The sequence below is a fragment of the Cryobacterium sp. MP_3.1 genome, assembly GCF_035984795.1.
Classification (GTDB): domain Bacteria; phylum Actinomycetota; class Actinomycetes; order Actinomycetales; family Microbacteriaceae; genus Cryobacterium; species Cryobacterium zongtaii.
In genome coordinates this window covers 103799-115580 of record NZ_JAXCHV010000010.1, presented here as the reverse complement: position 1 = coordinate 115580, position 11782 = coordinate 103799, and the positions used below count along the sequence as shown (strand labels likewise).

The 11782-nt window shown below is 69.8% G+C and carries 10 protein-coding genes; 4 read left to right on the top strand and 6 right to left on the bottom strand.

Annotation, left to right across the window (positions count from 1 at the left end; translation table 11 throughout):
- Window positions 1-303: 303 nt before the first annotated feature.
- Entirely contained in the window at window positions 304-1158 is an 855-nt protein-coding gene (locus RCH12_RS09020; protein ID WP_327016665.1) for an RDD family protein, read from the bottom strand.
- Between the two features lie 17 nt (window positions 1159-1175).
- On the opposite strand from RCH12_RS09020, the gene RCH12_RS09015 reads away from it, so the two are divergent.
- On the top strand, window positions 1176-2171 hold the full coding sequence (locus RCH12_RS09015; RefSeq protein WP_103432255.1) for a stage II sporulation protein M: 996 nt from the start codon (window positions 1176-1178) through the stop codon (window positions 2169-2171).
- Between the two features lie 10 nt (window positions 2172-2181).
- On the opposite strand, the gene RCH12_RS09010 is transcribed toward RCH12_RS09015, so the two are convergent.
- Genes RCH12_RS09010 through RCH12_RS08990 form a run of 5 tightly spaced genes read right to left on the bottom strand, consistent with a single transcriptional unit; the run spans window position 2182 to window position 7601 of the window.
- The gene (locus RCH12_RS09010; RefSeq protein ID WP_327016664.1) at window positions 2182-3489 is read right to left on the bottom strand and encodes a DUF58 domain-containing protein; all 1308 of its coding nucleotides are present in this window, start codon (window positions 3487-3489) and stop codon (window positions 2182-2184) included.
- Between the two features lie 17 nt (window positions 3490-3506).
- Complete coding sequence (locus tag RCH12_RS09005) at window positions 3507-4508, bottom strand: AAA family ATPase (protein ID WP_327016663.1); 1002 nt, start codon at window positions 4506-4508, stop codon at window positions 3507-3509.
- Complete coding sequence (locus RCH12_RS09000; RefSeq protein ID WP_327016662.1) at window positions 4505-5752, bottom strand: DUF4350 domain-containing protein; 1248 nt, start codon at window positions 5750-5752, stop codon at window positions 4505-4507. The genes RCH12_RS09005 and RCH12_RS09000 overlap by 4 nt, the downstream gene beginning before the upstream one ends.
- Window positions 5749-6366, bottom strand: a complete 618-nt coding sequence (locus RCH12_RS08995) for a DUF4129 domain-containing protein (RefSeq protein WP_165789123.1) — start codon at window positions 6364-6366, stop codon at window positions 5749-5751. Before RCH12_RS08995 ends, RCH12_RS09000 begins: the two co-directional genes overlap by 4 nt.
- 41 nt (window positions 6367-6407) lie before the next feature.
- Window positions 6408-7601 (bottom strand): hypothetical protein, encoded by a 1194-nt coding sequence (locus RCH12_RS08990; RefSeq protein WP_103432260.1) that lies wholly within the window; start codon window positions 7599-7601, stop codon window positions 6408-6410.
- 133 nt (window positions 7602-7734) lie between these two features.
- Here RCH12_RS08990 and mtrA point away from each other — a divergent pair, with 133 nt between their 5' ends.
- The 3 genes from mtrA to RCH12_RS08975 are packed head-to-tail and all read left to right on the top strand — an operon-like array spanning window position 7735 to window position 11759.
- Window positions 7735-8415, top strand: coding sequence for an MtrAB system response regulator MtrA (mtrA, locus tag RCH12_RS08985; RefSeq protein WP_088455317.1), 681 nt, complete (start codon window positions 7735-7737; stop codon window positions 8413-8415).
- Window positions 8416-8422: 7 nt separating this feature from the next.
- Window positions 8423-10084 carry an MtrAB system histidine kinase MtrB gene (gene mtrB, locus RCH12_RS08980; RefSeq protein ID WP_243399258.1) on the top strand — a complete coding sequence of 554 codons (1662 nt, stop codon included), beginning with the start codon at window positions 8423-8425 and terminating at the stop codon, window positions 10082-10084.
- The gene (locus tag RCH12_RS08975; protein WP_327016661.1) at window positions 10077-11759 is read left to right on the top strand and encodes an LpqB family beta-propeller domain-containing protein; all 1683 of its coding nucleotides are present in this window, start codon (window positions 10077-10079) and stop codon (window positions 11757-11759) included. The genes mtrB and RCH12_RS08975 overlap by 8 nt, the downstream gene beginning before the upstream one ends.
- Window positions 11760-11782 lie beyond the last annotated feature (23 nt).

The window sequence follows — 11782 nt, the reverse complement described above, 5'->3', positions numbered from 1 at the left end:
GGACCCTGTGGGAGAGTAGGACACCGCCGGACTTAACTTAGAAACACACAGAAAAGCCACCCCGACCGGGGTGGCTTTTCTGCGTTTAACCCCCACCACCGGTCGAGCCCATCCCGCCGGTCGAGCCCATCCCGCCGGTCGCGCCCATCCCGCCGGTCGAGCCCATCCCGCCGGTCGAGCTTGTCGCGACCTGCCATCTCACCGGGTCTCGACAGGCTCGACCGACGAGGACGGTCCCGACCCTCAGGGCGGGCTCACCAGGGCTCGACAGTCACAGCTCGCGGGCGAAAGGGAGGGGAGGGGTTAGCGCTCGGGGAAGTCGTGCGGGCGGCCGGTGAGGACCGGGGAGAGCTTCTCGAGCCGGCCGCGCTCGAGCAGGTGGCCGTTGTACTCGCGGTTACGCCGCACTTCTGCCACGCCGATGAGAAGGTACTCCGGCGGTACCGCCGGGAGGGGCGACACGAACGGCGCCACCTCGGCGGCGAGACCCTCCGCCAGCCGCACCCGGGTGTCGGGGGAGAGCTGGTGGGCCTGCCGTAGGAACTGCGCCACCCGGCGAGACAGTCGATCGGGCAGACGGGCGACGTCCACCGTCGCGGCCCAGGACACCAGGACCGGCGGCAGCACAAAAGTGGGTCCACTGAACCGCGGCACCCGCTCGTGTTGGCTGTAGGTGCCGGCCAGGAGGTCACCGAGTCGTTTGGAACGGGAGTTGAGCAGCGCGCAGGTGACCGCGAGTCCGCCGAAGGTGAGGAAGATCTCGATCACGCCCATCAGCGCCCGGATGAAGGAATGCCGCAGCCCGGTGGCGCCGCCGTCATCCCGCACGATGCGCGCGCCGACCGCCCAGCGGCCCAACGACCGTCCGTGCGAGAGGGTCTCGACCAGCATCGGCACGATCAGCAGCGAGAAGACCAGGCCCGAAATGGCCAGCGCCTGGGCCAAAGCCTCGTCGATGCCGTCGCCGAACAACACCGATACCACCAGCGCCATCAGGAGGAAGAAGCCGACGTAGGCCACCCAATCGATCATCGTTCCCGCACCTCGCAGGATCACGCTCGCCGGGCGAACATCGAGGGCAACGGCCTCACCGGTCACCAGCTCGTGCTCGATCAGGGAATCTTCACCGTGATCGGCTGCTTTCCAGGGCTCCGCCATGTCTACTATTGAATCAGATGGATCTTGACGCGTATTCAGCGGCGCACCGCGCCGAATGGGACCGCCTGGCCGCACTCGGCCGCCGGCGGCAACTCAGCGGTGCCCAGTCGGACGAACTGATCCAGGCCTACCAGGCCGGCGCCACCCAGCTCTCGGTCATCAAGACCGCCGCCGGTTCGACGATGCAGGGCGACAGGCTCTCGGTGCTCCTGTCCAGGGCCCGGCTGCGCTTCACCGGCGCGGGCACCAACGTGCTCTCGCAGTTGCCGCGGTTCTTCCTCACCCAGCTACCGGCCGCGCTGTACAGGTTGCGCTGGCTCACCCTGGCGGTGGCGGTGGTGACGTTTGTCGTCGCGGGCCTCTACGCGGTCTGGGCCACCAACAACCCCGACGTGCTGGCCAACTTCGGGTCTCCCGCCGAGCTCGAGCAACTCGCCAACCAGAGCTTCGTCTCCTACTACTCCGAGAACCCCGCGGCGTCCTTCGCCGGACGGGTATGGACCAACAATGCCTGGATCGCCGCGCAGTGTGTCGCCTTCGGCATCCTGGGCGTCTACGTGCCGTACATCGTCCTGCAGAATGCCCAGAACCTCGGCGTCACCGCGGCGGTGATGTTCGCCTACGACGAGGGCGACACGTTCTTCCTCTACATCGCCCCGCACGGCCTGCTGGAACTGACCGCGATCTTCGTGGCGGCTGCAGCGGGCCTCCGCATCTTCTGGGCCTGGATCGCGCCGGGTGCCCGCACCCGTGGCCAGGCCCTGGCCGAGGACGCCCGCGCCCTGTTCACGGTGGCGATCGGACTGGTATTCGTGCTGCTGGTGTCCGGCATCATCGAGGGATTCGTGACCCCGGCGCCCTGGCCCTGGCCGGTGAAGATCGGCATCGGCGCTGCGGCCCTGCTGGCCTTCCTGGCCTACATGCTGGTGCTCGGCGGGCGCGCCGTGCGCGCGGGCGAGACCGGTGACCTGGCCGAATTCGAGGCAGGCAGCGCCCGGGTCTTCGCCGGCTGAGCGTCGCCGACTAGAGCCGGCCCGCCGCCTTGAGGGCGATGTAGCGGTCGGCCAGGGCCGGGGGCAGCTCGTCGGGGGCACCGGTGACCACGTCTGCGCCGAGCTGCCGAACAGCCGCGGCCACCCGAGTGGCGTCCAGCACGGTGCGTTCCGCCGACGCGGCCCTGTAGACGTCTTCGCGGGTCCCTCGGCTGCGGGTCAGACCGGCGACCGTCGGGTCCGTCACCGATGCCACCAGCACGGTGTGCCGCGCGGTGAGTTGACCGAGCACCGACAGCAGACCCGTCGACGCGCCCGGGGCATCCATCGGGGTGAGCAACACCACCAACGCATGCTGGCCGGTGATGCCACGGATCTGCCCGGGAAGGGCCGTCCAGTCCATCTCGATGAGCTCGGATTCGATCAGCGCCATGCCGTCCACCATGCGGCTGAGCAGCTCGGCTCCCGACGCGCCCTGCACCCGGGCCCGCACCCGGCGGTCCCAGGCCAGGAAGTCCACCCTGTCGCCGGCCCTGGACGCCAGTGCGGCCAGAAGCAGCGCCGCCTCGAAAGCGGTGTCCAGCCGTGGTTCGTCGGCGACCCGGGCGGCGGAGGTGCGGCCGGTATCGATGACGATCACGATGCGCCGGTCACGTTCGGGCCGCCAGGTGCGCACCACGACATCGTTGCGGCGCGCGGTGGCACGCCAGTCGATGGACCTCACGTCGTCGCCGCGCACGTACTCACGCAGGGAGTCGAACTCGGTACCCTGGCCGCGCACGAGCACGCTGGTGCGTCCGTCGAGCTCCTTGAGCCGGCTGATCCGGCTCGGCAGGTGTTTGCGGGAATGGAAGGGCGGCAGCACCCTGATCTGGGCGGGCGCGATGAGGGTGGCCTGCCTGGCCCAGAGGCCCAGGGGGCCCATCGAGCGCACCGTCACGTGGGACGCGGTGCGTTCTCCGCGCCGGGTGGGCACGAGAGTCAGCTCGACCAGGCGTCGTTCCCCGGGCGGCAGCGTCACCGACGTGCGGTTGTTGCCCGCGCCGGCCGACGGCTGCCACCCGTCTCGGACGATGCCGCGAAGACGGCGGGGACCATCGTTGCGCAGGTAGAGCTCGCTGGTCACCTCCTCACCCAGGCGCACCCTGGACGGCAACACCCGGGCCAGGGTCAGCCGCCGCGGAGACGCGGCGAGGGCCAGGTCGATGCTCCCGAGCGTCAGGGCGAGCAGGAGCCAGCCGGCCAGGACGGCCAGAGCCCGCGCGGACGTGTCGCCGAGCAGCACGATGGGCACGACGCCGAGGGCGACGAGGAGGACGAAGCGGCCGGTCGGTGTCATCGGATGCGTGTCATCGGTTAGATCGGAACCTGGACCTGCTGCAGCACGCCGTGCAGGATCGTGTCGACGGTGATGCCTTCGAGTTCCGCCTCCGGGCGCAGCTGGATGCGGTGCCGCCAGACCGGCAGCACCATGGCCTGCACGTGATCGGGGGTGATCGACGCATAGCCGCTCAGCCACGCCCAGGCCTTGGCGGCGGCGAGGAGGGCGGTGGTGCCACGGGGGCTCACGCCCAGCTTGGCCGACGGGCTGTTCCGGGTGGCCCTGGCCAGGTCGACGATGTACGCCAGCACGTCAGGGCTCGCACCGACGGTGGCGACGGATGCCTGGGCCGCGGCGAGTTCGGCGGCACCGAGCACCGGGGTGACCCCCGCGGCGGTGAGGTCGCGTGGGCTGAACCCGGTGGAGTGCCGGCGCAGCACCTCGAGCTCGACGTCACGCTCGGGGATGTCGAGCACGAGCTTGAGCAGGAACCTGTCCAGCTGGGCCTCGGGGAGCGTATAGGTGCCCTCGTATTCGATCGGGTTCATGGTCGCGGCCACGATGAACGGTTCCGGCAGCGGGAGCGAGAGCCCGTCCACACTGACCTGGCGCTCCTCCATGGCCTCCAGCAGGGCGGACTGGGTCTTCGGTGGTGTGCGGTTGATCTCGTCGGCGAGCAGGATGTTCGTGAAGACGGGCCCGTTGCGGAACTCGAACTCACCGGCCTTCGCGTCGTAGATGAGCGAACCGGTCACGTCGCCCGGCATCAGGTCGGGGGTGAACTGCACCCGCTTGGTGTCCAGGCTGAGCGCGTGGCTCAGGGACCGCACCAGCAGGGTCTTGGCCACACCGGGCACGCCCTCCAGCAGCACGTGACCGCGGGAGAGCAGGGCGATGATCAGTCCGGTGACGGCGCCGTCCTGTCCGACGACGGCCTTACCGACCTCGGTGCGCACCTGCGCGAGGGCGCGGCGCAGGCTGTCGGTCGAGGCGTCGACGGGGCTGGTCTCGGCGGATGTCGGGGCGTGGCTGGTCATGGTTCCATTCTTCCGGTTGACGGGCGAGCGGTGGGGGAGGGCCCGGCGCCGGGCGGGCGGGCGGCGAGGGCGGTGGCGCGTTCCAGTTCGTCGATGGCGTCAGACAGCGCCATCATGGCGGCGTCACTGCCCGGCACCTCACCGACGAGCACGGCGTGTACGCGCTCCGGCGGCCGGGCGGTGAGCGCCGCGACGGTGCGGATCACCTGGTCGAGGGGCGCGGTCCGGGGCAATCCCGCGGCCTGGGCCATCCGGGCCACCGCACCGATCCGGATCGCGTCGACCGCCCGCAGCCGGGCGCTGCCGCGGGCGTACAGCCGCGCGCGCCCTTCCATGGTCTCGCTGGCCCGCACGACGACGGGCAGGTTCTCGGCGACCAGGGGGCCGAACCGGCGGCCGCGCCACACCATGGCGGTGACGGTGACGCCCACCAGCAGGAGCAGCACCGGCGTCACCCAGCCGGGCGTGAGAGCGCCGAGTGAGGGTGGGCCGGTGACGGGCACGTCGGCCAGGGTCGGCAGATACCAGACCAGGGTGTCGGTGGCGCCGAGAAGGTTGAGGGCCAGCGCGGCATTGCCGTAGGTGGCGATCTCGTCGTTGGCGAACACCGCGGTGTCGGCAACCAGGGTGACAGTGCGGTCATCCGTGACCCGTTCGATCACCGAGAAGGTGTCGTTCTCGCCGGGGAAGCAGCCCGTATAGCCGGCGGTGCCCGCGGGCAGGCCGAGCGTCTTGCCGCCGGGTGAGATCGATTGGGCGCGCTCGGCGGCCGGAACCGGGCACTCGGCGTCGAGGGAGTCCGCGCCAGACACGCCGCCGAACCCGACCTCGGGGGCCAAGGCCTGCAGGGCACGGAAGTCGGGGTCAACGACAACGGTGCGGCCGGCCAGATCACCGAGCCGATCGAGCTGGTCGGTGCTGAGGTAGCCGGACTCGTCGGAGAGGAACAGGGTGGCGTTCCCGGCCGCGGCCGTCGCATCGCCGGCCTCGTCGAGGGTGTCCACGGGCACGACGGTCACCCCCTGCTGGCGGAGCACCTCGACGACGGCCATGCCGCCGGTCGGAGCGGGGTTGTCGGCCCCCAGCCGCGGGCCGGCGGCGCCTCCGGCCCCGGTGAGGATGAAGGCGATGACGGCCACGAGCAGGGCGCCGACCCCGGCGACGACCCAGAACACGGACCTCCGCAGCGCGAGGCGAATCGTGGGCGTGCTCGACACCGGACTCGCGGTGGTGACGGCGCTCACGGAGCCACCGGCGCCGTCGAGCGGGGGCGGGCGGCCCGCAGATCGGCGTCGAGGTCGACCAGAGCGGAGTAACCCTGCTCGGTTCCGGTGCCGCCGAGGTAACGCACGCTCTCGAATACGCTCGCGCCGCTGATCAGCCGGGCCCGTTCGTCGGGGAAGGCGTCGCCGGCCAGTTCGGCGACGCGGTGCGCCGTCGTTCCCGGTGTCGGCCGCAGGATGGTGCGTTCAGCCAGCCCCTGGGCGATGGCCCGGAAGGCCTCCTCGCTGGCGAGGGTCCAGTCGCCGGCCGATGCGGCGGCGGCGGCCGATTTGCGCAGTTGATCCGCGGTGCGGCGATCATCGGCGGCGAACAGTCCCGCGGCCTTCCGGCGGCGACGTGCCCGCCGGGGCAGCCCGAAAACGAGCACGGCGGCCACCAGCAGGGCGATCCCGATCAGCGTCGCAACCAGCGGTACCCAGCCCCCGCTGCCGTCACCGACGAAGGACAGCGAAGAGAACCAGTCGAAGATCGCCTGGGAGAGCCTGTCGAACCAGGTGGGCTGGGCCGCCTGGTAGGGAGCCTTGGCGAGCTCATCGCGCAGCCATTGCTGCGCGTCGGGCGCGCTGGGATCCACCGGGATCCCCATCCACGGCAGAACCGGCCCCCACCCCGCGATCATGCCCAGGGCGACCCCGGGTCGGGGCGGGTCGCAGTGTCGGCGGCAGCGGGCGCGGTGCGGGCGAGGTAGGGATCGCTGGCCTTGGCGCCGGGGGCCGCTTCGACGAACCTCTGCAGTTCCAGGTCAAGGCCCTCCTTGCGCATCCGCAGGTCGATGTAGATCAGGGCGACGGCGGCCGACTGCACGACGGCGGTCACGGCGCCCAGGACCAGTGCGATCAGGAGCGTGAGGACGTACAGCACGATGGCGGGAATGTAGGCGTCGAAGGCGGCGTTCGGGTCGATCAGGCTGAGCACCACGCTGAACAACAGCGACAGCGGGGTGGTCACGATCTGCGCGACGACGTTCACGATCACCGTGATCAGCAGCAGAACACCCAGGGTGCGCCAGAAGAATCCGCCCGTCAACGACCAGGAACGCCGGATCGCCTGCCCGATGCCCAACCGTTCCAGCACGATCAGGCTCGGGACGACGGCGGTCTTGGTGCTCACCCAGGCTCCCAGGGCGACAAGCCCCAGTCCGCCAAAGACACCGACGATCACGGCCGCCGCGATCCACCCGCCGCCCAGGAGGACGCACACGAAGACCAGTCCACCGATGAGCAGCACGCCGACCAGCAGCGCCGCGCTGAGCAGCAGGGTCCAGCCGACCAGTGGCCACACCCGCCGACCCACCTGGCGCCACAGCGCGCCCAGGCGCAGCTTCTCACCCAGGGTCGCCCGGGACACCTCGAGCACGATCACGCCCTGCAGAAGTGCCGACGCGACGATGGCCAGGGCGACAGGTATCAGGGCGGACAGCACGATGGTGAGGATCGCGCCGGCCTCGACGGCATCCTGTTCATCGACCGGCGCCGAGGCGACCCGGCTGAGGGCGAAAAAACTCACCAGGCCGACGACGACCAGGGTCACCAGGAGTGTGGCGCCCTGCACGATCAGTGCGCTGCCGAAGGTGGCCTTGGGATTGCGCCGCAGAACCTGGAAGGGAGCGCCGAGCAGGGTACCGAAGCCCAGCGGGCGGAGCGGAATCAGACCGGGCTTGGGCGGCGGGGTCCAGGCCGGCGGCGCACTGGGCCGGTAGCCGCCGGACGGTGCCGCCGGAGGGGTGCCGGGCGCACCCGTCGGGGCGTATTCGCCGTAGCGAGGTACACCGGAGGAGGTGGTCGGGGGGTGCCAGTCTGGGTCCGTCACGCCTCCATGCTGGCATACCCGGACTGCACTGTGTGGCCTGCGCGATATCTCGGAGCCGTGTCGACTATTCTTGTGCCAGAGATTGCCCGTGTCGTGCGCGTTATTGCCCGGTGACCGGGCGGAAAACGGATCAATGAACTCACGCATTTTGGTTGTCGACGATGACCCCGCACTCGCTGAGATGATCGGCATCGTCCTGCAGGGCGAGGGCTTCGAGCCGCACTTCTGCGCGGACGGGGCGCAGGCCCTTGACGCGTTCCACAGCGTCGTACCCGACCTGGTGCTCCTCGACCTCATGCTGCCCGGGCTGGACGGCATCGAGGTGTGCAGCCTGATCCGGGCCGAGTCCGGCACCCCCATCATCATGCTGACGGCGAAGTCGGACACCACCGATGTGGTCAAGGGGCTGGAATCCGGCGCGGACGACTACATGGTCAAACCGTTCAACCCCAAGGAGCTCGTAGCCCGGATTCGTACCCGGCTGCGACCGGTCCCGGTGGAGACGCCCGCCAGTCTGCAGATCGGCGACCTCGTCGTCGACGCCGCCGGCCACGAGGTCAAGCGCGGCGAGCAGAGCATCAACCTGACACCGCTGGAATTCGACCTGCTGCTGGCGCTGGCCTCCAAACCAGCCCAGGTCTTCACCCGTGAGATGCTCCTCGAACAGGTCTGGGGCTATCACTACAAGGCCGACACCCGGCTGGTCAATGTGCATGTTCAGCGTCTGCGCGCCAAGGTCGAAGACGACCCTGACAACCCGCGCATCGTGATGACCGTGCGCGGAGTCGGCTACCGCGCCGGCGCCGCCAGCTAGGGGCCCGGTGGCTGCGCGGTTGGACGTGTTCAGGCTGGACTGGCGATCGTGGGGATCGTGGCGCCGCCTCGCCCAGCAGCTGCGGCGCAGCTGGCGCTCCTCCCTGCAGTTCCGCACCGTCGCCATCACCGTGCTGGCGTCGGGCGCCGCCATTGGACTGGTCGGCGTGTACATGTCGGTCAGCGTCGGCAACGACCTGTTCCAGTCGCGGCTGACTCAGATTCTGGTGGACTCCAACCGGGCCACCAGCGCCGCCCAGGGAATCCTGGACTCCTCGGATGCCGTCGACCGGGTGCAGGTGCAGACGCTGTTGGAGTCAGCCCGCACCTCGATCTCCGCCGCGTCGTCGAGCCGGCTGGTCGCCGTCTTCAGGGTGCCGGGGCAGGAATCGTCGACCGTGGCACCCCAGGACTCCTCCACGTTCGGATCATCCACCGCGGTCATCTCGCCGGAACTCCGGGAGGCCGTGCAGGACGACGCCGACGGGCAGTTCTGGCAGTCGGTGACTCTGGCCTCCGACGACGGTTCGTCGGTGCCCGGAATCGTCGTCGGCTCCCAGATCACGGTCCCCGTCGCCGGGCGCTACGAGCTGTACATCGGCTACAGCCTCGCCGACGCCGAATCGACGCTGCTGTTCGTGCAGCGGACCCTGGGCGGTGCCGGCCTGGCCCTGATGGTGTTGATCGGAGCGGTCACCTGGATCGTGGTGCGCTTCGTGGTCGCCCCGATCCAGGTGGCTGCCCAGACCAGCCAGAAACTCGCCTCCGGTGACCTGGGCGTGCGGATCCCCGAAAAGGGCGAGGATGTGATCGCGACGCTGGCCCGTTCGTTCAACGGCATGGCCGACAGCCTGCAGAGCCAGATCAAGGAACTGGCCGACCTGTCCGAGGTGCAGCAACGTTTTGTGTCCGACGTCTCGCACGAGCTCCGCACCCCCCTCACCACCATCCGCCTGGCCGGAGACCTCCTCTACGACCAGCGGGCCAGCTTCCCGCCGGCCACCGAACGCACCGCGGAACTGCTGCACACCCAGGTGGAACGTTTCGAGCTGCTCCTGGCGGACCTGCTCGAGATCAGCCGCTACGACGCCGGGTCCGTCGAGCTTGAATCCGAACCCACCAATCTTGTGCATCTCGCGGAGGACGTCATCGACGGCATGCGCTCACTCGGAGATTCCAAGGGGAGCGAGATCAGGCTGGCCGCGCCCGGCGGGCACCTGGCCGCGGAGATGGACCCACGACGGGTGCGCCGCATCGTCAACAACCTCATCGGCAATGCCATCGAGCACGGCGAGGGCAAACCGATCGTCGTGTCGGTGGACAGCAACGAATCGGCGGTGGCGCTGTCGGTACGGGATTACGGAATGGGCATGACCCAGGCCGAGATCACCCACGTGTTCGACAGGTTCTGGCGGGCTGACCCGTCCCGTAAACGCACGATCGGCGGCACCGGGCTCGGCCTGGCCATCTCCCTGGAGGATGCCGCCGCCCACCGCGGCTGGCTTCAGGTCTGGTCCAGTCCCGGCGCCGGGTCCTGCTTCAGGCTGACCCTGCCCCGCACAACCGGCGTCGCGCTGACGGTGTCGCCCAACCCGCTGCCGCCGGCGGATGCCGACACCGCCGGATTCGTGTCGTCCCACGCCGAACCGAGAAGAGACCACTATGCGTAGCCCGGCCAGGCTCGTCGCCGTCGTCACCGCGATGGCCCTCCTGCTCGGCGGCTGCTCGAGCATTCCGCGCACCGGGGCAGTGCAGACCGGCCAGGACGTGGTGGCCGGGGAGAACCCGGCCCCGGTCTTCCTGCCGGACCGACCACGGGACGGGGCCTCGATGGAGGAGATCCTGACCGGATTCATCGGCGCCGCCACCAGCCCGGACAACAACTACGAGATCGCCAGGGAGTTCCTGACGGCGGATTTCAGCGACACCTGGAAGTCCGACACCGGTGTCACCGTTGAAGACGGGTCTGGGCGCATCGTCGTCCCCGTCGACGACAGCACGATGCTCGTGTCTGTGCGACCGGTGGCCGAGGTCAACGCGATCGGTGAGTACCACGGCGACGCCGCGTCGGCGAATGTGCAACTCCGCTACCAATTCGCGCAGGTGGACGGCGAGTGGCGGATCAGTGCGGCGCCCAACGGCACCGTACTCGACCAGAACACCTTCGAGGACGTCTTCAGCGCCCAGTCGCTCTATTTCTTCGACCCGGACTTCCAATTCCTGGTGCCCGACGTGCGGTGGTACCCGCGTGGGACGTCCCTGCCGACCAAGATCGTCAACGGCGTGCTCAGCGGACCCAGTGAGTGGCTCGCCGGCGCGGTGACGTCGGCGTTCCCCGAGGGCACCGCCCTCACCGCCGACGCCGTCACGGTGGTGGCCAGGGACGCCAAGGTGGACCTGAACAGCGAGGCGTTGAACGCCGACAGGCTGACCCTGCAGCGGATGAAGAGCCAGCTGGAGAACAGCCTTCCCAGCGGGCTCACGGTCACGGTCACGATCAACCGGAACTCTCAAGACATCGCCGCGCTCGGCGCGAACGAACCCGTGGTGAACCCCCGGGTGGATGCGCGGGCCCTCGTGCTGCGCGATGGGGAGTTCGGGTTCCTCGCCGCGACCGGCAAGACGATCAACCTGTTGCCAGGGCTGTCGGAGTCCGTCGCCGCCCTCGCACCCAGTGCGGTCACGCTGTCACCGTCGCAGACGGCGGCTGCCGCCCTCACCGCCACCGGGGTCTACGGAGTCAGGGTGGGCGAGGATGCCAGGCTGCTCGATCCGCGGCAAAACCTCATCGCCCCGTCCATCGACGGCTCCGGCTATGTCTGGTCGGTGCCGGGAGACCGGCCCAACGAGCTCTTCGTGTACAACACTCAGGGCGCGGCGCAGGCCATTCCGACGCCCTGGCTGGACTCCTCGGCGATCACAGCGCTCAAGGTCTCCCGCGACGGCACCCGGGTGATCGCGCTGCTGAGCGCGGCCGGCGAGCTGCGCCTCGTGGTGGCCGGTGTGCTGCGGGAGAACGGTGCTCCGGTCGGCCTGGGCGACCCCGTGCAGCTGGCCACCGACGCCGGAATCCCGATGGATGCGACCTGGGTCGACCAGGCAACGGTGGCGTACCTGAGCCTGCAGCCGGACGGAGAAAGTCGCGTCGTGTCCCACGAGATCGGCGGCACCAGCGAGCAGCTCGAGTCGTCGACGGGAATCCGCTCGATAACGGGCAGCAACCTGCTGCGCGACCTGCGGGCACTGTCCGTGGAGGGCTCGCTCCTGGTGCAGCGCGGCATCGGCTGGCAGGAACGCATCGACGGGGTCACCCTCGTGGCCACCCAGCAGGGTACCGGCGGCTGAGCCGCCTCTCCTCCCCAGTCGCT

Bases quoted from the DNA above. Each gene is read 5' to 3' on its own strand.
- RCH12_RS09015 (WP_103432255.1), top strand. From the start codon at position 1,176: ATGGATCTTGACGCGTATTCAGCGGCGCACCGCGCCGAATGGGACCGC.
- mtrA (WP_088455317.1), top strand. From the start codon at position 7,735: ATGAACTCACGCATTTTGGTTGTCGACGATGACCCCGCACTCGCTGAG.
- RCH12_RS09020 (WP_327016665.1), bottom strand. From the start codon at position 1,158: ATGGCGGAGCCCTGGAAAGCAGCCGATCACGGTGAAGATTCCCTGATC.
- RCH12_RS09010 (WP_327016664.1), bottom strand. From the start codon at position 3,489: ATGACACCGACCGGCCGCTTCGTCCTCCTCGTCGCCCTCGGCGTCGTG.
- RCH12_RS09005 (WP_327016663.1), bottom strand. From the start codon at position 4,508: ATGACCAGCCACGCCCCGACATCCGCCGAGACCAGCCCCGTCGACGCC.
- RCH12_RS08975 (WP_327016661.1), top strand. From the start codon at position 10,077: ATGCGTAGCCCGGCCAGGCTCGTCGCCGTCGTCACCGCGATGGCCCTC.